This window comes from Peribacillus frigoritolerans, assembly GCF_040250305.1.
In the GTDB taxonomy this organism is placed as follows: domain Bacteria; phylum Bacillota; class Bacilli; order Bacillales; family DSM-1321; genus Peribacillus.
This window is the reverse complement of record NZ_CP158190.1, coordinates 428,762-450,579: the sequence shown is the minus strand read 5'-3', so window position 1 is coordinate 450,579 and position 21,818 is coordinate 428,762. Positions and strand designations below refer to the sequence as shown.

Sequence of the window (21,818 nt, the reverse complement as noted above, 5' to 3'; positions counted from 1 at the left end):
CCTCTTATTTATTTAGTTCCTCAATCAGTCTCTCTTCATCCCATACCATGACGCCTAGGCTTTCAGCTTTTGCCAGTTTGGAACCGGCATCTTCGCCAGCTACGACCAAGTCGGTTTTCTTGCTGACACTTCCAGCAACGTTAGCTCCTAGCGCCTCTAATTTCTCTTTTGCTTCGTTACGTGTTAACTGATGCAGTTTTCCCGTTAAAACGACTGTTTTACCAGCAAAAATGGAGTCGATATCTTCTATAGCAACAGCTCTTTGCCCTTTGAAAGTAAGATTCACACCGGCTGCATCCAGCTCATTCAATAATGCATGGACTTCTTCCAATTCAAAATAAGCTACGATGGAATCAGCCATCTTATCGCCTATTTCATTAATGGCCGTTAGTTCTTCACGGCTCGCCTTGCTTAAGGCTTCCATCGTCCCGAATTCCCTCGCAAGCGTCTTGGCAGCTTTTGAACCAACATGGCGAATGCCCAGCCCGAATAGTAATTTTTCCAACGAGTTGGTCTTTGAAGCTTCAATCGCTTGAAGAAGTTTATTGACGGATTTATCCCCCATCCTTTCCAAAGCAATCAGTTGATCGTATGTAAGCTTATAAATATCAGCCACATCTTGTATAAGTTCTTCTTTAAATAACAAGCTAATCACTTTTTCACCAAGACTGTCTATATTCATTGCTGTACGGGAAACAAAGTGAATCAAGCCTTCCCGTATTTGTGCAGGACACTTCGGGTTGATGCAGCGTAAAGCAACCTCCCCGTCCAGCCGGACAAGTTCACTGCTGCATTCCGGGCACTCAGTCGGCATCTGGAACTCGACTTCTTCCCCTGTACGGCGCTCTGCCAGTACATTGACTACCTCTGGAATGATGTCACCCGCTTTTTTCACGACCACTTGATCTCCGATTCTGATGTCCTTTTCACGGATTAAGTCTTCGTTGTGAAGTGAAGCCCGCTGTACAGTGGTACCCGCTACCCGAACGGGATCCAAAACGGCGGTCGGGGTCAATACACCCGTACGGCCAACATTCAGCTCGATATCCCTTAGGGTTGTAATGACTTCTTCAGCTGGGAATTTATAAGCAATCGCCCATCGCGGACTTTTTGCAGTAAAACCTAATTCATCCTGCTGTTCAAGGGAATCCACCTTTACGACAATTCCATCAATATCATAGGCTAAGTTCGGACGTTGTTCCGTCCATTCTACTATATAGGCCAGCACTTCCTCTATATTCGAGCATCTTTTTCTTTCCCGATTCGTCTTAAACCCGAGTCGATCCAATAAATCAAGACCCTCACTGTGGGAACGGACCCCTGTTTCGCCCAAATCGGCAATCGCATAAAGGAAAATATCCAAGTTCCGTTTCGCAGCAAGTTTTGGGTCAAGCTGCCTTAACGAGCCGGCAGCTGCATTTCTTGGGTTTGCAAATGGTTCCTCACCGCGTTCTTCCTTTGCCTTGTTTAATGATTCGAATGATTTTTTTGGCATGAAAGCCTCACCGCGCACTTCTATGGCAACCGGCTCCCGCAGCTTCAATGGAATCGACTTGATCGTTTTTAAATTAGCGGTAATATCTTCACCGATCGTTCCATCTCCACGGGTTGCCCCTCTTACGAAATATCCATTCTCATATTGAAGAGTGACGGCAAGTCCATCAATTTTCAATTCACATACATAGGAAAAATCGTCACCTACAGATTGTCTGACCTTTCTGTCAAAATCCCGTAAGTCACTTTCATTGAAGGCATTGCCTAAACTAAGCATTGGTGTGGTATGCTCCACTTTTTCAAACATATCCAAAATGGCGCCACCGACCCGTTGTGTCGGTGAGTCCGCCGTTTGCAGTTCCGGAAATTTCTCCTCATACTCAATAAGTTCACGGAGCAGACGATCATATTCAGCATCAGGTACTGATGGCTGGTCCATCACATAATATTCATAGCTGTATTGGTTCAACAACGTTTGCAGTTCCAGAACTTTCTTCTCTGCAGCTTGTAAGTCCATACGTTCAATCCTTTCTAAAGAAGACTCCACCGCACTTCTTATAGAAGAGCGGTGTCTAAAGTCAGATATCCCTATTCTTTACCAGTGGAAACATATTAATCTTAAGCTTTTTCAACTGGTGCAAATTTCGCCAATAAGCGCTTGATGCCGATTGGACTTGGAAAGGCTATATCCAATTCCTTCCCTTCGCCTTCCCCTTTTACGCTCACCACGGTTCCTATACCCCATTTTTTATGGGAGGCACGGTCACCGACAGCCCAGCCGATCTCTTCACCGCCCGTTGCGGATGGCGCAGAAACAGCTTTTCCGAAGGCAGGCACTTTTCTTGTTGAAGCAGTTGAAGGAGATCCGGTTCTCGAAGAACTGAAAGGTGTTTGCCTAGCTCTAGGGGCCGGTTTCGGTTTTAGATCTTCAAGAAGTTCCTCTGGTATTTCACTAATGAAACGTGAAACGGGATTCATGCTCGTCCGTCCATACAATGTCCGCATTTGGGCATTGCTTATGAATAGTTCATTTTCAGCCCTTGTAATTCCCACATAAGCCAGACGGCGTTCTTCTTCCATCTCCTCTTCATCCATAAGCGAGCGGCTGTGAGGGAATACCCCTTCTTCAAGGCCCAATAGAAAGACCACCGGATATTCAAGTCCCTTCGCTGAATGCAGCGTCATCAACGTTACCGTATTTGTAGCTTCTTCAGTATTCTCGTCAAGTTGGTCTATATCGGCAACCAACGCAAGGTCAGTCAAAAAGCCCACCAAAGATTTGTCCTCGCTGTTATCTTCGAATGCTTTCGTAACAGATAAAAACTCATCTATATTTTCAAGGCGGCTTTGTGATTCAATCGTTTTTTCTGCCTGCAGCATCTCACGGTAACCGGTTTTCTTAATGACTTCCTCCACAAGTTCCGTCACTGATAAGTACTCCTGCTGATTTGTATAGTTAGTGATCAGCGTATGGAATTCCCTTGCCGCTTTGGTAGCCTTCCCGCTTATCCCTACCATTTCCACAGATTCCAGTGCTTTATAAATGGAAACATCATATTGATCTGCATAATCTGCCACTTTGTCCATTGAAGTTGCACCAATTCCGCGTTTTGGTACATTGATTACACGGCGAAGACTGATGTCATCATCAGGATTCGCAATAAGGCGAAGATAGGCAAGTAAATCCTTAATCTCTTTACGGTCATAGAACTTGGTGCCCCCGACTATTGCATAATTTATATTGGATTTAAGCAGAACTTCCTCCATGACACGTGATTGTGCATTTGTTCTGTAAAGTATTGCTATATCTGAATATTTCCGGCTGCCATCCTGGACTAACTCATTTATCTTTCCGGCTACGAATTGCGCTTCCCCTTGTTCATTGTCCGCACGGTAATAGAATATCTTATTGCCATCTGCATTCTCGGTCCAAAGATTTTTCGGCTTCCGGTTTTGATTGTTATCGATGACCTTATTCGCCGCTGCAAGAATCTTTTTCGTCGAGCGGTAATTCTGTTCAAGGAAAATCATGTTGGCATTCGGATAATCCTTTTCAAATGAAAGGATATTCGCAATATCCGCACCGCGCCAACGATAGATCGATTGATCGGAATCTCCGACAACACAGAGATTACGGAAGCGTGAAGCCAGTAGTTTAACAAGCATGTATTGAGCCCTGTTCGTATCTTGGTACTCATCAACATGAATGTATTGAAATTTACGCTGATAATATTCAAGCACCTCAGGTACGAGTTGGAACAATTGAATCGTCATCATGATCAAATCATCGAAATCGAGCGCTGAATTTTTACGTAGCCGTTTTTGGTATTCTGTATATACATCGGCAGTTACTTTAGTGAAGTAATCAGACGCCGTCTTCAGGTACTCTTCCGGCCCGACCAATTCATTTTTCGCTGAACTGATGCTACCTAAAATGGCACGATAATCATATTTCTTTGTATCCATATTACGGTCTTTCATGATTTGTTTTATGACCGATTGCTGATCCGTCGTATCCAATATCGAGAAGTTCCTATTAAATCCGATACGGTCGATATCTCTTCGTAAAATACGGACACACATCGAGTGGAAAGTCGAAATCCAGATATCTTCGGACGCACCGCCAAGTATGGCACGGATCCTCTCCTTCATCTCACGTGCCGCTTTGTTGGTGAACGTGATTGCAAGGATGTTCCAAGGCGCTATTTCCTTCTCGACCATCAAGTAAGCTATTCGGTGAGTCAGCACACGCGTCTTTCCACTTCCTGCCCCAGCCATGATTAAAAGTGGGCCATCAGTTGCTTTCACTGCTTTTTGTTGCTGTTCATTCAAACCTATTAGTAATTTTTCCGCTAAATATTGCATTATCACACCACCTATACGAACATTCGTTTCTGTTTTAGTATACTATAATTATTACATGTTTTCATTTAACTGCCGAAACTGTTGCAAGTGCCACTTTCAAATCTTCATATATCACATTGCCGACAACGATGACATCCGCAATTTTGGACATCTCTTTGGCCTGTTCAACAGATTTTATCCCACCGCCATAGAATAGTACGGTATCCTCCAAACTCTCTTTGGCCGCTTCCACCATCTGGACATCGCCATAATCACCGCTGTATTCCAAATAAAAAATCGGCAGGTTGAACATCTTTTCTGCCATCATCGCGTAAGCACCCACATCATCCATATCCAAATCGGTATTGGCTTTCGTCAACTGGGCCGCCTTGCACTCAGGATTCAGGATACAGTACCCTTCAACGAAAATTTCATCCCAATTCAAAAGGTATCCGTATTCCTTGACTGCTTGCTGATGCAGTTTCATCATCCAATCCGGGTTGGTGCTATTCAGGACACTCGGAATGAAATATAAATCAAACCCTGGCGTCACCGTTTCAACAGAAGAAATTTCCATCACACATGGGACGGTATATCGTCTGACACGTGCCATTAAATGAAGCACATTCTCTAGCGTGATTCCATCCGTTCCCCCGACCATGATTGCATCAGTACCGGATTCACAGACTTTCTCTAGGGCCTCATCACTTATTTCTTTATTTGGATCGAGTTTGAAAACATGTTTCCACTCGCGAAAATCGTACATTATAATCCTCCATTCACACTTCCCATTACACCATTATAGCATTAAGATTTTTCATTAAAAAAGAGAAGTATCGATAAAATGTTATTACCAAATGGAACCTCTGAATCTAAAATCCAATATAACACGGATACGGTTGAAAGACAGCCGGCAAAGAGAGTCCTGAACTCAAAATAAAAAGCCGGGAAATGAATTCCCCGGCTTTTTATTTTGATCGATTAGGATTCAGTTGTTTCCTCAACGTTATCCTTAATACGGTTAAGTGCCATGGAATAAGCATCATTTCCGTAATTCAAGCAGCGTTTGACCCTGGAAATAGTAGCTGTGCTTGCACCCGTTTCCGTTTCGATTTTATGATAGGTTTTTCCTTCTTCAAGCATGCGGGCTACTTCAAGACGCTGTGCCAGTGATGAAATTTCATTAACTGTGCATAAATCATCAAAAAATCGATAGCATTCGTCCAAATCACGCAAGGAAAGGATCGACTTAAACAGCTGATCCGTTTCTTTTCCCCTTAACTTATCAATTTGCATGTTACTCCCCCTCAATTTCATGGGTATCAAAATGAGACGTCTCCTACTAAACCAGGTTCATCCGGAATAATATTGATCCAAGTTTTCCCTGGAATCAACCCTACTTCTTTATCGTTTTTCACTGGTATAATCCGACCATCCTTATTAACCCATTCTACTTCATTCGCTTTTCCTTTTTGAAGTAAATAACCATTTCCGCCACTTTTCAAGTCGATTTTACGACGCCCTTTATCGTCGATCACTTGATGAACAGCCTCAATGATCAATATATTATCCAGTAAAATAGGTTTATTCGATTTATGCTCGACTGTTTGCTTTCCATTCGAATAACGTTTATATTTCTCTTCCGTGGCTTCGTATTCATACTGTACATCATACTCGTCTGATCCGTAGGAAACCTCGGTTTTCAATGCCGGTTCCCCTTGAAGTCCAGCTGCCTCTTCCTTTGTAAGGAAAGCATAAGGCGCCGGTGCACCATTCAACTCATATCCCTTTTCCTTCGCACCTTTTTGGATATCCTCAAAGGAGGTGTAGGAATTATGCGGTGCTTTTCGATCTGCCGAACGTTGAAACAAAGTACCATCATAATATAATCCGTTCAAGTTATCAATATACCCTTTGTCCAGCATGGTTTTTGCCTCGGGGCTGTTCCCATGACAGACATAGATGCAATCAAGGCCTTTAGCCAATTCGATATAATAGTCCCTTGCACTCCGGATCGGACCGATTTGGCTTGGCATTTCACTTTGGAAGATAGCTAAAAATCTGGTTATGTCACCTTCTGCGAGCATTTCGTAGACCATATCGGCTTCTGAGAGGCCCGATTGTGGGCGTGCTTCCGGATGATTATTAATCATCACTGCTGCAGCCCTGCGCTCACTGCCTGCATCGGTGGCTATACCTGTTAGTGGAAACTCATTGGAAGGTTCATTTTTCACATCTGTATTTTTGATGACAGCTTGGTCTTTCGGCTTATTGTCATCCGATGCAGGATCTTCTTTCGTCGAACAGCCTGCCAGCAGTAAAATAGCAATAACGATGAAAAGAACTCTCTTAAGGTTCATCTTTCCACTCCTCTGATTTATTAGCCATTTCTTCTCTTATATTTTAACGCATTATAGTAGGAAAGAGTATAGTTTTATTCATTACATCATATACTCCTCGCTGGGTTAGCCTTATATATGGCAGATGGGTTGTCGAAAAGAATGAAAGGGTGTACACAGGATCGGCGAAGCGATAACCTCTCTCACGCAGCAAATGTTTCAATTCATTTTCTTCTTCTATCAGTTGAGGAACCTCCTTGGTGGACATGACTCCCTTTAATTTCAGAGGAAGTTCATGGATCACCTTGCCTTGTTCCGTTAAAATGATTCCACCGCCGATTTCCTTCAGCCGGTTAAATGCCAAATGCATATCCTTTTTCCTTTTACCGATCAGTATGATATCACCTGTATTTGTATAAGAGCCGGCGAAGCCGCATAATTTGTCCGCAAACCCTTTTAATATCGTATTGATGCGCCATTTCCCTTCCCGATCGATAAGCATGAAAAAGCATTCATCATCCTCAAAGTTCAGTTCTTCATGACCAACATCATTGGCAAGCGAGTACGGTTTCGTAATTACATTATTGACCAATTCAATTCCAAACGGCATGGAAAATTCAAAATCTTCCTTTAAACTAAGATCCCAATCAAGATCGAGCGGTTTAAAATCGAAATCATTCCATTGGATTTCCTGTTTATCTGGAATGATTTCACCATCCCTTTTAACCCATTTCCCTTTTGCCATTACCGAAACCGGTGCGGGTTCCTTTACATCGGTCAGGAAGTTGATGTTCGCTACCCTTCCAGTGGCAATATTGCCATGAAGGTATTCAATATTATAATATCGTGCGATGTTGATAGTTGCCATATTGTAAGCATCGATGACCGGAACACCATGCTCTATTGCAATCTTTATTAAACAATCTATGAATCCATCTTCATAAAAAGAAGGCGGCGATCCATCTGTCGTATAAAAGAATTTGTCGTAATGATCAATACCGAGTTCATGGATTTCAGAAATCATCTTAGGAAGATCCGGCCGGATCGAAGAATGTCTTAATGATACATAATAGCCTTGCAGCAAGCGCGACATGACCTCATCACCTGTCATTGCCTCATGATCACAATCGGCGCCGAACAAGGTCATTTTTGCTAAAGTCTTCTCTGAGGCACCTGGAAAGTGTCCTTCTATTTTCTTCCTCATTCGCTTGGCTTCCTGAATCCAGTGCAGCATCATGTCATCCCCATCGAGAAGCTTCGGCCATCCAGTAAGTTCCCCGCCCTGTAATACGGCATCATGCTCCAGCCATGATTTAACGGCTCCATGGGAAAAGACCATATCTTCATCGATCAATTCCGTTTGTCCGTCAAAACGGCTCCACCAATACATTGTTACAGGAATATTACGTAATTCTTTCAAAAGAGAAAACGCTTTCTTTTTATCTAACTGCAATAGAAACGGCAAGTTATCATTGATCAATGTCGTTGTGCCAAAATGAGATGCATAACGTGAAAAAGAAAGGGGATTATATAATTGAGAAGGGTGTGAATGCGGCTCAATATAACCCGGGACCAAGTACTGGTTTGTACAGTCTACCATTTCACAGCGGTCTATATTATCAGGAAGCTTATCGCCAACATATATGATGCGATCCTCATATATCCATATATTCGCCTTCACCCATTTTCGTAATGCCTGATTTAAATAAGTCGTATTTTTAAGCAGAATGTGTGGTGCCCTATTGCCATCCAGCACATCTATATGTTCTCTAAGATGTTTATTTTTCCATCTATAGCGCTGTTCAAGCATAAACATTCCCCCATAAGTTATTAGAAACAGATGTATGAAAAAAACCATTTTCAATCCAATTTTATTTCATAGTAACATACTTGCCCCATTAGAACAGTATTGTTATCCAGAATATTGTTAAATTTTTGTGAAGGGATGGACTTTAAATGAAGTTTAAACAAAATATCAGTATAATAAATGCATTAATGCGAATTACCTGTGGTTTTACATTTTTAACATGGGCTATGGCTAAAATGGTGAAAAAACCATGGAAAAACCAATCTTACATAATCGTGGTGATGCTTTCTGCCATGAAAATAGGCGAAGGCATACTCCGCTATTGTCCTGTCGTCGATGCGATGGAAAACGGACAGAACTTGATGAAAAGTGAACCAAAACAGGAAAATGAATCTAATCAATCTGAATCATATTAAGTTTTTTCTAAAGAAGAAGCTGACTCCGCTTAGAGTCAGCTTCTTTATATTATGATGAAAAATTGTATTTTATTGCTCGGTAGCCAATATCCGTTCGCCAAAATAAGCCGTCTTTCTCAATATGCCCTAACTCTTTATATACTTCAGCTTGGGCAGAGGCCAAATCTTTCCCTTTTGCAGCAACCAGAAGTACACGTCCGCCATTCGAGATGAAGTTCCCTTCATTATTGAGAGCCGTTCCAGCATGATAAACATGGGCTTTCGGATTAATCTTTTCCAAGCCTTTAATGATAGATCCCTTTTTATATTCCCCTGGATATCCATCGGCTGCGACGACCACTCCAAGCACGGCTTCTTCATGCCATTCAAGTTGTAAATCCTCTCCAGAAAGAACCGCTTCAAGCGTGTCTACGAAATCTGTTTTTAGGCGCGGTAAAACAACTTGCGTTTCCGGATCGCCAAAACGAGCATTGAACTCAATGACTTTTGTGCCTTTTTCAGTGGCGATCAACCCGGCATATAATATTCCTGTAAAACTCCGATTCTCAGAAATCATCGCATTTACCGTGGGCTTAAGAATCGTTTCGACTGCAGTCTGAATCATTTCATCGGAAATTTGCGGCACTGGTGAGTATGCACCCATTCCACCTGTGTTCGGACCCTGATCTCCATCAAAAACCCGCTTATGATCCTGAGCAATGACCATCGGATACACTTTTTCCCCATTAACGAATGCCATCAATGAAAATTCCTCGCCATCAAGGAATTCCTCAATAACGACTTTGGCAGATGCTTCCCCGAACTTTGCACCGACAAGCATATCATGGATGGCGTCTAACGCCTCTTCCATCGTCATGGCAACTACGACACCTTTTCCTGCAGCCAAACCATCCGCTTTTATGACGATGGGGGCACCCATTTTTTCGATATATGCCTTTGCTGAATCATAATCAGAGAATGTTTCATATTCCGCTGTCGGAATGCTGTAGTTCTTCATTAAATCTTTAGCAAAGGATTTACTTCCCTCGATGACTGCAGCACGGCCATTAGGGCCAAACACCTGTAATCCTGCCTCCGTAAAATCATCGGCAAGTCCATTCAACAATGGGGTTTCAGGCCCGATCACCGTTAATGAAACTGCATTCTTTTTGGCAAAGGCAACCAATTCCCCGTGATTGTTTTCATCAATTGGAACAAGAGTCGCCACATCGGTCATCCCTGGATTTCCCGGTGCTGCAAAAACAGTCCCAACCCGTTTACTTTCAAATAGTTTGCGGGCTATGGCATGCTCCCTGCCGCCCCGGCCAATTACTAGTACATTCATTATCGCACCTCGTTTTTGATTAATGTTTAAAGTGACGAATTCCTGTAAACACCATTGTAATCCCATATTCATCAGCTTTCTTGATTGAATCCTCATCTTTAACAGATCCACCAGGCTGAATGATTGCCGTGACGCCCGCTTTTGCTGCCGCTTCTACAGTATCATCCATTGGGAAGAAAGCATCTGATGCCAATGCACTTCCTGTCGCTCTTTCCCCAGCTTGTTCAAGAGCAATTTTTGCAGCTCCAACACGGTTCATTTGACCTGCGCCAACACCTAATGTCATTTGATCGTTACAAACCACTATTGCATTCGACTTGACATGTTTCACGATTTTCCAGCCAAGTTCCATGGCTTTCCATTCTTCAGGGGTAGGCTCACGTTTCGTTGCCACTTTTACCTCTGCATCCTTTAAGCTATGTGCATCCCGATCTTGAATAAGTAATCCGCCTTCAATGGATGTCAATTTACGTTCAGGCTTTTTAACCGCGTTGAAATCGATCGTTAATAAACGTAGGTTTTTCTTGCTTGTCAATACTTCCACTGCCTCTTGTGTAAACCCAGGTGCAATGATGATTTCAAGGAAAATTTCATGAAGCTTTTCCGCAGTTGCCTTATCGACTTCACGGTTCAAAGCGATGATCCCACCGAAAATGGAGGTGGAATCTGCCTCATAAGCTTTTTCATATGCTTCCAAAATGGTCGCACCGACACCGACGCCGCAAGGATTCATATGTTTGACTGCAACTGCAGCCGGCTCATTGAATTCTTTAACGATTTGAAGTGCTGCATCAGCATCATTGATGTTGTTGTATGAAAGTTCTTTTCCATGTAATTGATTCGCTTCTGCAATTGAGAAAACGGAACCAAGCGGTTTTTTATAGAATGCGGCTTTTTGATGTGGATTTTCCCCATAACGAAGTGACTGTTTCAATTCATAGGTAACAGTCAATGATTCAGGATTTTCTTCATCGGCAAGCTCTGTCATATACTCTGAAATAACTGCATCATATGCTGCCGTATGACGGAAAACTTTTGCAGCCAGGCGGCGATTCGTGGTTTTTGCTACCCCGCCGTTTTGTTTCAGCTCAGCCAATACGGTAGGATAATCATTGGAATCAACGATAACAGTCACATATTCGTGGTTTTTAGCAGAAGAACGAAGCATTGTCGGTCCACCGATATCGATGTTTTCAATAGCATCTTCCACAGTGACTTCCGGTTTGGAGATAGTCGCTTGGAATGGATATAGGTTCACACAGACAAGTTGAATCGGTTCAATATTATGTTCCGCAAGCTGTGCTGCGTGATTTTTGTCATCATGTTTTGCCAACACTGCTCCATGGACATTCGGGTGAAGCGTTTTAACACGTCCATCCAATATTTCCGGGAAACCGGTGACGTCACTGATTCCAATAACCTCAATACCATTTTCCAGAAGCGTTTTTTTGGTACCGCCTGTAGAAATGATTTCAAAACCTGCTTCAATTAATCCTTGAGCAAATTCTACGATACCTGTTTTATCCGATACACTAATTAATGCACGTTTCTTCATGTTATGTTGGTCCCTCCATTAAGTAAGTTTCTTGTGGCATAGCTCCTGCAAAACTGACGGATACAGGTCATGCTCCATTTCCTGAATCCTTTTCTGAAGGATGTCTTTCGTATCCCCTTCAAGAATTGGCACTGCTTTTTGGGCAATGACCGGTCCTGTGTCCATTCCATCATCCACATAATGAACCGTTACCCCCGTTTCCTTCACTCCGGCATCAAAAGCCTGGCCAATTGCATCCTTGCCTGGAAAACTAGGCAGAAGTGAAGGGTGGATGTTCACAATCCTCTGTGAATACTTTTGTAATAATGTCGGACCGATCAAACGCATATAACCAGCAAGAATGATGAATTCTATCTCATACTGGCGAAGTTTTTCCAGGATTTCCGTTTCATATTCAGTCTTGTTGGAGTAATTCTTTGCTGAAAAGGAGAAAGAGTCAATATTCTCAAGCTTTGCTCTCTCAAGCACATATGCGTCTTCACGATCGCAAACGACAAGACAGATTTCCGCCTCCAACTTTCCACTTTTTATTGCTTCAGCAATTGATTGAAAATTACTACCGTTACCTGATGCAAAGACAGCAAGGCGTTTCATTATTTGAACGACACTCCATTTCCATCCACGATCGTTCCAATAACTGAGGCTTCTTCACCGCAAGACTTTAGGTGGGCCAGCACATCCGATGCCACTTCTTTTTTGACGACGGCCGTCATTCCAATACCCATATTGAAGATATTGAACATTTCCTCTTTTACAAGGTTCCCTTTTTCTTCAAGGAATGAGAATATGGTTGGAATTTCCCAGCTTCCAAGCTCGATTTCAACACCGCATCCTTCAGGAAGGATACGCGGAATATTCTCGATGAATCCTCCACCGGTGATATGAGCAAGGCCATTAACCTCAAATTTTTCCAACGTCGATAAAACGGACTTCACATAGATTTTTGTCGGTTTTAATAATTCCTCTCCCAACTTGCAATCCAGTTCCGGTACGAAGTCATGAAGCCCCATACCTGAGTCCTCAAGAAGGATCTTACGAACAAGGGAATACCCATTACTGTGGATGCCGCTTGAAGCGAGTCCAATGACGACATCCCCCGCCGAGATCGCTTCACCGGTAATCAGACGTGATTTTTCAACGGCACCTACAGTAAAACCTGCCACATCGTATTCTTCCGTCTCATACATGCCTGGCATTTCAGCCGTTTCTCCGCCGATTAAAGCACAGCCCGCCTGCTCACAGCCATCTGCAATTCCTTTGACGATCATTTCAATTCGTTCAGGATCTGCTTTACCGCATGCAATATAATCTAAAAAGTATAAAGGTGCAGCACCTTGAACGACAACATCATTGACGCACATAGCTACACAATCCACTCCAATTGTATCGTGTTTATCCATCATGAACGCCAACAAAAGTTTTGTACCCACTCCATCCGTACCAGAAATGAGCACAGGTTCTTTAAGGTTCAAGGAAGATAAATCAAACATGCCGCCGAAACCGCCCAGACCATTCATTACTTCTGGACGAAATGTGCGCTTTACATGTTTTTTCATTCGATTTACCGCTTCATAACCAGCCTCAATATCCACACCAGCCTGTTTATATGCATTAGCCATTTGAAATCCTCCTCCGAAAATCAATCATCATTGCCGACTTGATTAACATTTTGTTTTTTCTCGTTCGTATTCAAAAATTTCAGTCGGATAATTTCCGGTGAAACAAGCTAGGCATGAACCGCGCGTTTCTCCAGGAAACGGTCGTCCAATAGCTTCGACCATACCTTCGACACTTAAAAAAGTTAAGGAATCAGCACCGATGATTTCCCTTATTTCCTCCACCGATTTAGAGCTCGCAATCAGTTCTTCCTTTTTGGACGTGTCTATGCCATAAAAACATGGATTCTTGATCGGTGGTGAGCTGATTACTACATGCACTTCTTTCGCTCCGGCATCTTTTAACATGCGGACAATCCTTCTGCTCGTTGTCCCACGGACGATTGAATCATCAACCATTATGACCCGCTTGCCTTCCACTACCCCTCTTACAGGTGATAGTTTCATCTTCACGCCTTGTTCACGCAGACTTTGTGATGGCTGAATGAAAGTCCGGCCAACATAACGATTTTTTATTAAACCCATTTCATATGGAATGCCTGCAGCTTCAGCATAGCCAATCGCTGCCGAGATGCTGGAATCAGGTACACCTGTAACTACATCGGCTTCAATTTTGGTTTCCATTGCCATTTGCTTGCCAAGGTTTTTTCGTGCCGTATGAACATTGATACCATCAATGTTGCTATCCGGACGGGAGAAATACACATACTCCATCGTGCACATTGCCTGTTGGCTGGAAAGCGAAAAGTATTCGGATGTGATTCCCTCATCATTAATGACAACGAGTTCACCCGGCTCAATATCGCGGATGAATTCTGCACCTACAATATCAAGTGCACATGTTTCTGATGCAGCGAAATATGCATCGCCTATTTTCCCCAAGGAAAGCGGACGGAAGCCATGCGGATCTCTTGCCATGATCATTTGATTTTCGGTCATGATGACAAAAGCATAGGCTCCCTTCAGCATGCTTAAACTGTTTTTCACGGAATCTCTTACATCCGAGTAGCCGGAGCGTTTAATCAGATGTGCCAGAACTTCCGTATCAGATGTCGTTTGAAAAATGCTTCCTTGTCCTTCAAGCTGTGCTTTTAATTGATGGGCATTGACGATATTCCCATTATGAGCAAGGGCCAGCCCTCCTGTATGCGAATTGAACAGGAAAGGCTGAACATTTTGATACCCTCCGCCGCCTGCCGTTGTATAACGGACATGGCCGATTGCCGCTTTACCGCTACCGGAAAGTGCCTGCATTTTTTCGGCAGTGAATATCTCTGTGACAAGTCCTTCGCCCTTAGAAATGGACATCTGCTCACCATCCGTCACGACGATGCCCGCTCCCTCTTGACCACGATGTTGCAAGCTATGCAAACCGTAGTAAGCAAGCTGTGCAGCATCGGGATGTCCCCAGACTCCAACAACACCACACTCTTCGTTTAGGCTTCTTATTTCAGCAAGCATGGTATGGCTCCCTTCCAAGCTGTTTGTAAATCTTCAACGTCCGCTTCCAATACTTTGCTATCACTTGTTGCCACGACTAATTTATTATCAGCCGTTACTGAGCCTATTAATCTCGCATCTTCAACCAGCCCTTCAAATGCCGTTTGGTTTTCAGGACTGATGGACAGTAGGAATCGTGATTGCGTTTCACTGAATAATTCAGATACCGGTTCGCCGGATATATTCACTTTAGCCCCAAGTTTACTAGCAGAGAATAAAGATTCTGCTAAAGCCACTGCCAAACCGCCTTCCGAAAGGTCATGGGCAGATGCAACAAGTCCTTTTTGGATTGCCGTCAGAATTTGCTGCTGACGTTTTTGTTCAACGGCCAAATCAAGTTCTGGAGCGCGTCCAAAGATTTTACCCTCGAGCATTTTCTGTAATTCACTGCCTCCGAATTCAACTTTCGCTTCACCGACCACGTAAATCAAATCGGATTCATTTTTAAATGTTTGTGTAGTGATGTGTTGAAGGTCACTGACTAGTCCAACCATCCCAACTACAGGCGTCGGGTAAATCGCTTCACCATTCGTTTCATTGTAAAGGGAGACATTTCCGCCAATTACAGGAGTACTTAAGCTTCTGCACGCTTCGCTCATACCGTCTGCCGCTTTTTCCAATTGCCAAAATATTTCAGGCTTTTCTGGATTTCCAAAATTCAAGCAATCCGTGATCGCTAAAGGTTCAGCACCCGAGCAAATGATGTTACGGGCAGCTTCAGCCACTGCGATTTTGCCGCCTGTTTCAGGATCTAAATAAATAAAGCGGGAGTTGCAATCCGTCGTCATGGCAAGAGCCTTATTTGTACCCCGTACACGCACTACCGCCGCATCCGATCCAGGTGAAACGACTGTATTCGTGCGGACCATGTAATCATATTGGTCGTAGACCCATTCCTTGCTCGAAATTGTCGGTTGCTTCAATAGTGATACCAATGTTTCTGTATAATCTTCAATGACCGGCACTTCTGCCGTCATGCTTTGGAAGTCACGGAAATATTGCGGTTCTGCAGATGGCTTGTGATAAATCGGAGCTTCTTCAGCCAGTGCATCAACAGGAACTTCAGCAACGATTTCACCTTGATGGGAAAGTGTTAGGTTTTTATCATCCGTTACTTCTCCAACAGCAACCGCTTCTAGGTCATATTTCGTAAACAAGTCAACGATTTCCTGCTCGCGTCCTTTAGTGACAACGATCAGCATCCGCTCTTGTGATTCAGAAAGCATCATTTCATATGCTGTCATTCCCGTTTCACGCTGCGGTACCAAATCAAGGTTCATTTTTATTCCTGAGCCAGCTTTACTCGCCATCTCGGCAGATGAGCTTGTAAGACCCGCTGCTCCCATATCCTGAATGCCGACAAGGGCATCATTTTGAATCAATTCAAGGCATGCTTCCAAAAGCAGTTTCTCCATGAATGGATCGCCTACTTGTACGGCTGGGCGTTTTTCTTCAGAAGACTCTGATAGCTCTTCAGATGCAAATGTTGCTCCATGAATGCCATCACGTCCTGTTTTGGCACCCACATACATCACTGTGTTGCCCACTCCATGCGCTTGGCCTTTTTTTATGTCCTTATGGTCGATCAAACCGACACACATGGCATTGACTAGAGGGTTTCCTTCATACGATGGATCAAATTGAATTTCTCCGCCGACAGTCGGAATGCCGATACAATTCCCGTATCCTGCAATCCCTGCAACCACTTCTTTAAATAAATATTTCACACGATCATTATCTAGCTCACCGAAGCGAAGCGAGTTCAACATCGCGATTGGACGGGCACCCATGGAGAAAACATCACGGATAATACCGCCGACACCAGTAGCAGCACCTTGATAAGGTTCAATTGCCGAAGGATGGTTATGACTTTCTATTTTAAAAACGACAGCCTGATCGTCACCGATATCAACGATACCTGCTCCTTCACCAGGACCTTGCAGCACTTTCTCCCCTGTAATCGGGAATTTCCTTAAGATGGGTTTTGAATTTTTGTATGAACAATGCTCTGACCACATAACCGAAAACAATCCAGTTTCCGTATAATTCGGCAGTCTGCCTAAGATTTTCTCCACCATTGCAAATTCATCATCGGATAGTCCCATTGTTGCGTACAATCGATCCGATTTAATTTTTTCCGGACTTGGTTCAAGCTGTAATAACATGTGATTCCCTCCAGTTTTTCACGATGGATTGAAAAATCTTTAAGCCGTCTTTACTGCCAAGCAGCGAATCAACAGCACGTTCGGGATGAGGCATCATTCCGAGGACATTTCCTTGTTCATTTGTAATTCCCGCTATTTGCTCCAAGCTTCCGTTTGGATTTTCACCATCATACGTGAACAAGATGCGGTTATTTTGTTTTAATTCAGCCAATGTCTCATCATCGCAGTAGTAATTCCCTTCACCATGTGCCACAGGGATCGTAATCGTTTCATTTAATTCATATCCTGTCGTGAACATCGATTGGTTATTTTCAACCTTCAGTCCTACATTGCGGCAAATGAATTTCAAGCCTTCATTACGGCGCATCGCTCCAGGTAAAAGTCCTGCTTCAAGTAAAATCTGAAAACCATTGCAGACACCCAAGACAGGCTTTCCTGCTTGTGCCGCTTTTACGACTTCAGCCATTACATTCGAAAAGCGTGCAATTGCTCCAGAGCGTAAATAGTCTCCATAAGAGAAACCTCCAGGAAGGAGAATCCCATCATACTGATCTAGATTGTCTGTAGAGTGCCAAACATACTCCACTTCTTCCCCCAATGCATCCTTTATCGCATGGTACATATCGACATCACAATTGGAGCCAGGGAAAACTATGACAGCAAATTTCATTGGGTGATAACCTCCTCAACATCATAACGGTAAGCTTCAATTACCGTATTGGCCAATAGTTTTTCACACATTTCCTTCACAAGTTGATCTAAATCACGATCCGTATCCTTAATTGTAAGTTCAATGTATTTCCCCACTCGAACATCACTAACTTCGTTATAAGTCAAGCTATGAAGTGATTGTTGCACTGCCGCTCCCTGTGGATCTAATACACTTTCGCGTAGTGTGATATATACTTTAACCTTATACATGTTGAGTGCCCTCCAACTTTGCTAGTATTTTTTCGTAAGCATCTGTTAAACTTCCTAAATCACGGCGGAATACATCTTTGTCTAATTTTTCGTTCGTGTTAATATCCCATAATCGGCAGGTATCAGGTGAAATTTCATCTGCCAGCAGAATGTCTCCATTCGGGGTTTTGCCGAACTCTAATTTAAAATCAATCAATTTAATGTCCAACTCTTTAAAGAAAGACGTTAAGACGATACTGATTTCTTGTGCCTTTTCTTTTAAAATCGCTACATCTTCCTTGCTTGCAAGTTCCAATTCTTCAATATGGTCTTCCGTTAACAGAGGATCGCCGAGCTCGTCGTCTTTATAGTAAAACTCAATCAGCGTTTTCTTGAGCGGCTGGCCTTCTTCAATGCCAGTTCTTTTAGAAAAACTGCCGGCAGCCGTATTTCTGACAACGACTTCTAGCGGAATGATGGATACCCTTTTGACCAGTTGCTCCCGTTCGGAAAGCATTTCAATAAAATGGGACGGGATATTCTCTTGGGCAAGCTTTGAAAATAGTAAGCTAGTAATTTGATTATTCAACTTACCTTTTCCGGCAATCTCTGACTTCTTCTCACCATTGAATGCTGTTGCCGAATCCTTGTATTCCACCCAAACTATTTCACTGTTGTCCGTTGCAAAAATCTGTTTCGCTTTTCCTTCATACAACAATTCTCGTTTTTCCATCTGTCCAGACCCCCACATTGTGAATATTATGAATCTTCCTGCCATTGATCAGGCTTGGCAAACATATCACCGTTTAGAGGTGCCATGTTTGCCGCCTTCACTTTTATAAACCTAAACGATCAAAGATTACATCAACATTTTTCAGGTGATGTGTAGGATCGAAACAATCATCAAGTTCTTCTTTCGTAAGCAAGCTTGTGATTTTATCATCCTTTTCGATCAGGCTTCTGAATGGAACCTGAAGCTCCCATGCTTCCATCGCTTTCGGCTGAACCGTATCATAAGCTTCTTCACGGACAAGTCCTTTATCGATAAGGGAAAGCAGCACACGTTGTGAGAAAATCAACCCAAGCGTACGGTCCATATTGCGTTTCATATTTTCTGGATAAACGGTCAAGTTCTTCACTATGTTGCTGAAACGGTTCAGCATGTAGTTTAATGCGATCGTTGCATCCGGCAAGATGATGCGCTCAGCAGAAGAATGCGAAATGTCACGTTCATGCCATAATGGCACATTCTCATATGCTGTCATCATGTAACCGCGGATGACACGAGCCATACCCGTCATATTTTCAGAACCGATTGGATTCCGTTTATGAGGCATTGCCGAAGATCCTTTTTGTCCTTTTGCAAAGAATTCTTCCACTTCGCGTGTTTCACTTTTTTGCAAGCCGCGAATTTCCACTGCGAATTTTTCAATTGATGTCGCAATTAAAGCCAATGTGCTCATATAATGTGCGTGGCGATCGCGCTGCAATGTTTGTGTTGAAATTGGCGCTGCTTCAAGGCCAAGCTTTTCACAAACGAATTTTTCAACGAACGGGTCGATGTTCGCGTAAGTTCCGACAGCTCCAGAGATTTTCCCAACCTCAATGTTCTTTCTAGCTTCTTCAAAACGTTCGACATTGCGTTTCATTTCTTGATACCAAAGAGCCAGTTTCAACCCAAAAGTGGTCGGTTCAGCATGAACTCCATGTGTACGTCCCATTTGAACCGTGTATTTATGTTCTTTCGCTTTATTTTTCAGGATCTCCACGAAGTTATTTAAATCCTTGGCAAGTATCTCATTCGCTTGCTTTATCACATATGAAAGAGCTGTATCCACCACATCAGTGGAAGTCAGTCCGTAATGGACCCATTTCCGTTCTTCACCCAACGTTTCAGAAACCGCACGTGTAAAAGCAACAACATCGTGGCGTGTATCTTTTTCGATTTCATTGATACGGTCTACATCGAATGTAGCATTTTCACGAAGAAGCTTCACATCTTCTTTAGGAATGACACCTAGCTCAGACCATGCTTCACAAGCTAAGATTTCAACTTCCAACCACGCATTAAAGCGGTTCTTTTCTGTCCAAATGTTTCCCATCTCTGGGCGGGTATAACGTTCAATCATTTTACTTCCTCCGTTTCAACCTGTTGATTCCATATTTTGCTTCGATCACTTTCCAAAAGAGCTTCCTCAATCGTTGGACGTAAAATATTCACATGACCCATTTTCCGCTTAAGCTTGGCTTCTTTCTTACCGTAAAGGTGAACCTTCCAATCTGAAAGCGTCGGAATTTCATCCATTAAGGGCCTGACATGCTCACCTAGGATGTTTATCATTACCACAGGCTTCAATAACTCCGTATTTCCGAGCGGCCAATTGCAGACAGCCCTTATATGCTGTTCGAACTGTGAAGTCTCACATGCTTCCATTGTATAATGACCTGAGTTATGAGGTCTTGGCGCTAATTCATTAATGATGATATCATCCTGAGCGGTTAAAAACATCTCGACCGCCAATGTCCCCACCAAATCAAGTTTCTCTGCAAGCTGTAAAGCTTCATTAATAGCTTTCCGTTCAGCTTGTTGACTAATACGGGCGGGAACAATGCTTTTATGAAGAATGTTTTCAACATGAATGTTTTCTGCAATCGGAAAATGACTTGTCTCGCCATCTGCCTTACGCGTCACGATAATGGATATTTCTTTTACGAAAGGAATCCAGGCTTCCAGCACACATATACCTGTTTTGAGCAGGGATTCAGCCTTTTTGATGTCGGCTTCTTCCTTAATGACCAACTGCCCTTTTCCATCATAACCGCCCCGCGTCGTTTTTAACACACTAGGGTACCCTAATTTCTCTATATGAAGGTAAATTTCTGAAATATCCTGTATTTCCTGATATGGAGCAACGGAAGCTCCTGCATCTGATATGGCTTTTTTTTCCGTCAGCCTATCCTGTGTCAGCTTTAATAATTCTGAGCCCTGTGGAAGAAATGAATGTTGCTTTAACCAATCCAGTGCTTCTGAACTGATATTTTCAAACTCATATGTTATGACATCACTGACGTCAGCCAACCTTTTCAATGCTTCGATATCATCATAAGCACCAATGATTTCAATATCCGCCACTTGAGCACATGGGCCTTCTGCAGTCGGCTCAAGGACCGCTATTTTAAAGCCCGATGCCTTAGCCGATAAGGCCATCATCCTGCCCAATTGTCCTCCGCCGATTATTCCAATGGTCTGTCCCGGTAAAATGATTGTATTATTTAAGTTGTTCACTGCTCTGTAACACCTTTTCTCTCGTTTCGTCTCGTAAAGCCTCTAACCTATCAGCAATGTCAGAATCAAAAGCTGCTAATATTTGAGCCGCAAACAAACCGGCATTGACTGCGCCCGCTTTTCCGATAGCAACCGTTGCAACCGGTACGCCACCAGGCATTTGAACAATCGATAATAACGAATCCATCCCATTTAATGCCTTCGACTGTATTGGCACGCCTATCACAGGGACAATCGTTTTAGCGGCGGTCATACCTGGAAGATGTGCAGCCCCGCCTGCTCCGGCAATAATCACTTTAATATCTCTATCTTTTGCACTCTCTGCATATTCAAATAGTAAATCCGGCGTCCGGTGGGCGGAAACGACTCTTTTTTCATAGGGAATCTCAAGCTGTTCCAATGATTCACAAGCGTATTTCATCGTTTCCCAATCCGAGACACTTCCCATAATAACCCCAACTTGCGGTTTCATATCATCATTCCCTCCAACACTCATATTATGGCGTCCCGGGTATGCAGACGGACGCTTATCATTTTTATCTATAACATGTAAATTAAAAAACCGGACAGGT

19 protein-coding genes are annotated in these 21,818 nt (G+C 43.1%); 1 reads left to right on the top strand and 18 read right to left on the bottom strand.

Going from position 1 to position 21,818, the window contains the following annotated elements:
- Nucleotides 1-4 precede the first annotated feature (4 nt).
- The 6 genes from ligA to ABOA58_RS02120 form a co-directional block, all read right to left on the bottom strand.
- Nucleotides 5-2,011, bottom strand: coding sequence for an NAD-dependent DNA ligase LigA (gene ligA, locus ABOA58_RS02145; RefSeq protein ID WP_350301019.1), 2,007 nt, complete (start codon nucleotides 2,009-2,011; stop codon nucleotides 5-7).
- Between the two features lie 101 nt (nucleotides 2,012-2,112).
- Nucleotides 2,113-4,359, bottom strand: coding sequence for a DNA helicase PcrA (gene pcrA, locus ABOA58_RS02140; protein ID WP_350301018.1), 2,247 nt, complete (start codon nucleotides 4,357-4,359; stop codon nucleotides 2,113-2,115).
- 61 nt (nucleotides 4,360-4,420) lie between these two features.
- Nucleotides 4,421-5,104, bottom strand: coding sequence for a heptaprenylglyceryl phosphate synthase (locus tag ABOA58_RS02135; protein WP_063235730.1), 684 nt, complete (start codon nucleotides 5,102-5,104; stop codon nucleotides 4,421-4,423).
- Between the two features lie 215 nt (nucleotides 5,105-5,319).
- A complete protein-coding gene (locus ABOA58_RS02130) occupies nucleotides 5,320-5,634 on the bottom strand; it encodes a YerC/YecD family TrpR-related protein (RefSeq protein WP_034306094.1) in 315 nt (104 codons plus the stop codon).
- A gap of 26 nt (nucleotides 5,635-5,660) precedes the next feature.
- Nucleotides 5,661-6,698, bottom strand: a complete 1,038-nt coding sequence (locus ABOA58_RS02125) for a DUF3048 domain-containing protein (protein WP_350301017.1) — start codon at nucleotides 6,696-6,698, stop codon at nucleotides 5,661-5,663.
- Nucleotides 6,699-6,741: 43 nt separating this feature from the next.
- The gene (locus ABOA58_RS02120; RefSeq protein ID WP_350301016.1) at nucleotides 6,742-8,487 is read right to left on the bottom strand and encodes an adenine deaminase C-terminal domain-containing protein; all 1,746 of its coding nucleotides are present in this window, start codon (nucleotides 8,485-8,487) and stop codon (nucleotides 6,742-6,744) included.
- A gap of 146 nt (nucleotides 8,488-8,633) precedes the next feature.
- On the opposite strand from ABOA58_RS02120, the gene ABOA58_RS02115 reads away from it, so the two are divergent.
- On the top strand, nucleotides 8,634-8,900 hold the full coding sequence (locus tag ABOA58_RS02115) for a YgaP-like transmembrane domain (protein WP_350301015.1): 267 nt from the start codon (nucleotides 8,634-8,636) through the stop codon (nucleotides 8,898-8,900).
- A gap of 49 nt (nucleotides 8,901-8,949) precedes the next feature.
- Here the strand turns inward: ABOA58_RS02115 and purD are convergent, their stop codons facing one another.
- From purD to purE, 12 genes are all read right to left on the bottom strand, one after another.
- Nucleotides 8,950-10,224, bottom strand: a complete 1,275-nt coding sequence (gene purD / locus ABOA58_RS02110; protein ID WP_350301014.1) for a phosphoribosylamine--glycine ligase — start codon at nucleotides 10,222-10,224, stop codon at nucleotides 8,950-8,952.
- Nucleotides 10,225-10,243: 19 nt separating this feature from the next.
- Nucleotides 10,244-11,779, bottom strand: coding sequence for a bifunctional phosphoribosylaminoimidazolecarboxamide formyltransferase/IMP cyclohydrolase (gene purH / locus ABOA58_RS02105; RefSeq protein WP_350301013.1), 1,536 nt, complete (start codon nucleotides 11,777-11,779; stop codon nucleotides 10,244-10,246).
- Nucleotides 11,780-11,797: 18 nt separating this feature from the next.
- Complete coding sequence (gene purN / locus ABOA58_RS02100; RefSeq protein ID WP_350301012.1) at nucleotides 11,798-12,373, bottom strand: phosphoribosylglycinamide formyltransferase; 576 nt, start codon at nucleotides 12,371-12,373, stop codon at nucleotides 11,798-11,800.
- The gene (purM, locus tag ABOA58_RS02095; RefSeq protein ID WP_241590148.1) at nucleotides 12,373-13,398 is read right to left on the bottom strand and encodes a phosphoribosylformylglycinamidine cyclo-ligase; all 1,026 of its coding nucleotides are present in this window, start codon (nucleotides 13,396-13,398) and stop codon (nucleotides 12,373-12,375) included. The genes purN and purM overlap by 1 nt, the downstream gene beginning before the upstream one ends.
- Nucleotides 13,399-13,440: 42 nt before the next feature.
- Complete coding sequence (gene purF / locus ABOA58_RS02090; RefSeq protein ID WP_350301011.1) at nucleotides 13,441-14,856, bottom strand: amidophosphoribosyltransferase; 1,416 nt, start codon at nucleotides 14,854-14,856, stop codon at nucleotides 13,441-13,443.
- Nucleotides 14,841-17,060 (bottom strand): phosphoribosylformylglycinamidine synthase subunit PurL, encoded by a 2,220-nt coding sequence (purL, locus tag ABOA58_RS02085; protein WP_350301010.1) that lies wholly within the window; start codon nucleotides 17,058-17,060, stop codon nucleotides 14,841-14,843. The genes purF and purL overlap by 16 nt, the downstream gene beginning before the upstream one ends.
- Complete coding sequence (purQ, locus tag ABOA58_RS02080) at nucleotides 17,044-17,730, bottom strand: phosphoribosylformylglycinamidine synthase subunit PurQ (RefSeq protein ID WP_048680628.1); 687 nt, start codon at nucleotides 17,728-17,730, stop codon at nucleotides 17,044-17,046. Before purQ ends, purL begins: the two co-directional genes overlap by 17 nt.
- Complete coding sequence (purS, locus tag ABOA58_RS02075) at nucleotides 17,727-17,981, bottom strand: phosphoribosylformylglycinamidine synthase subunit PurS (protein ID WP_034306118.1); 255 nt, start codon at nucleotides 17,979-17,981, stop codon at nucleotides 17,727-17,729. The genes purQ and purS overlap by 4 nt, the downstream gene beginning before the upstream one ends.
- Complete coding sequence (gene purC, locus ABOA58_RS02070; protein ID WP_048680630.1) at nucleotides 17,974-18,693, bottom strand: phosphoribosylaminoimidazolesuccinocarboxamide synthase; 720 nt, start codon at nucleotides 18,691-18,693, stop codon at nucleotides 17,974-17,976. The genes purS and purC overlap by 8 nt, the downstream gene beginning before the upstream one ends.
- Before the next feature lie 103 nt (nucleotides 18,694-18,796).
- A complete protein-coding gene (gene purB / locus ABOA58_RS02065; RefSeq protein ID WP_034306123.1) occupies nucleotides 18,797-20,089 on the bottom strand; it encodes an adenylosuccinate lyase in 1,293 nt (430 codons plus the stop codon).
- Nucleotides 20,086-21,246 (bottom strand): 5-(carboxyamino)imidazole ribonucleotide synthase, encoded by a 1,161-nt coding sequence (gene purK, locus ABOA58_RS02060; protein WP_350301009.1) that lies wholly within the window; start codon nucleotides 21,244-21,246, stop codon nucleotides 20,086-20,088. The genes purB and purK overlap by 4 nt, the downstream gene beginning before the upstream one ends.
- Entirely contained in the window at nucleotides 21,230-21,718 is a 489-nt protein-coding gene (purE, locus tag ABOA58_RS02055; RefSeq protein WP_101225050.1) for a 5-(carboxyamino)imidazole ribonucleotide mutase, read from the bottom strand. The genes purK and purE overlap by 17 nt, the downstream gene beginning before the upstream one ends.
- Nucleotides 21,719-21,818: the final 100 nt, after the last annotated feature.

Bases quoted from the DNA above. Each gene is read 5' to 3' on its own strand.
- ABOA58_RS02135 (WP_063235730.1), bottom strand. From the start codon at position 5,104: ATGTACGATTTTCGCGAGTGGAAACATGTTTTCAAACTCGATCCAAAT.
- purQ (WP_048680628.1), bottom strand. From the start codon at position 17,730: ATGAAATTTGCTGTCATAGTTTTCCCTGGCTCCAATTGTGATGTCGAT.
- purL (WP_350301010.1), bottom strand. From the start codon at position 17,060: ATGTTATTACAGCTTGAACCAAGTCCGGAAAAAATTAAATCGGATCGA.
- purH (WP_350301013.1), bottom strand. From the start codon at position 11,779: ATGAAGAAACGTGCATTAATTAGTGTATCGGATAAAACAGGTATCGTA.
- ligA (WP_350301019.1), bottom strand. From the start codon at position 2,011: ATGGACTTACAAGCTGCAGAGAAGAAAGTTCTGGAACTGCAAACGTTG.
- purN (WP_350301012.1), bottom strand. From the start codon at position 12,373: ATGAAACGCCTTGCTGTCTTTGCATCAGGTAACGGTAGTAATTTTCAA.
- ABOA58_RS02120 (WP_350301016.1), bottom strand. From the start codon at position 8,487: ATGCTTGAACAGCGCTATAGATGGAAAAATAAACATCTTAGAGAACAT.
- purE (WP_101225050.1), bottom strand. From the start codon at position 21,718: ATGAAACCGCAAGTTGGGGTTATTATGGGAAGTGTCTCGGATTGGGAA.
- purB (WP_034306123.1), bottom strand. From the start codon at position 20,089: ATGATTGAACGTTATACCCGCCCAGAGATGGGAAACATTTGGACAGAA.
- ABOA58_RS02125 (WP_350301017.1), bottom strand. From the start codon at position 6,698: ATGAACCTTAAGAGAGTTCTTTTCATCGTTATTGCTATTTTACTGCTG.
- pcrA (WP_350301018.1), bottom strand. From the start codon at position 4,359: ATGCAATATTTAGCGGAAAAATTACTAATAGGTTTGAATGAACAGCAA.
- ABOA58_RS02115 (WP_350301015.1), top strand. From the start codon at position 8,634: ATGAAGTTTAAACAAAATATCAGTATAATAAATGCATTAATGCGAATT.
- purF (WP_350301011.1), bottom strand. From the start codon at position 14,856: ATGCTTGCTGAAATAAGAAGCCTAAACGAAGAGTGTGGTGTTGTTGGA.
- ABOA58_RS02130 (WP_034306094.1), bottom strand. From the start codon at position 5,634: ATGCAAATTGATAAGTTAAGGGGAAAAGAAACGGATCAGCTGTTTAAG.
- purS (WP_034306118.1), bottom strand. From the start codon at position 17,981: ATGTATAAGGTTAAAGTATATATCACACTACGCGAAAGTGTATTAGAT.
- purC (WP_048680630.1), bottom strand. From the start codon at position 18,693: ATGGAAAAACGAGAATTGTTGTATGAAGGAAAAGCGAAACAGATTTTT.
- purM (WP_241590148.1), bottom strand. From the start codon at position 13,398: ATGGCTAATGCATATAAACAGGCTGGTGTGGATATTGAGGCTGGTTAT.
- purD (WP_350301014.1), bottom strand. From the start codon at position 10,224: ATGAATGTACTAGTAATTGGCCGGGGCGGCAGGGAGCATGCCATAGCC.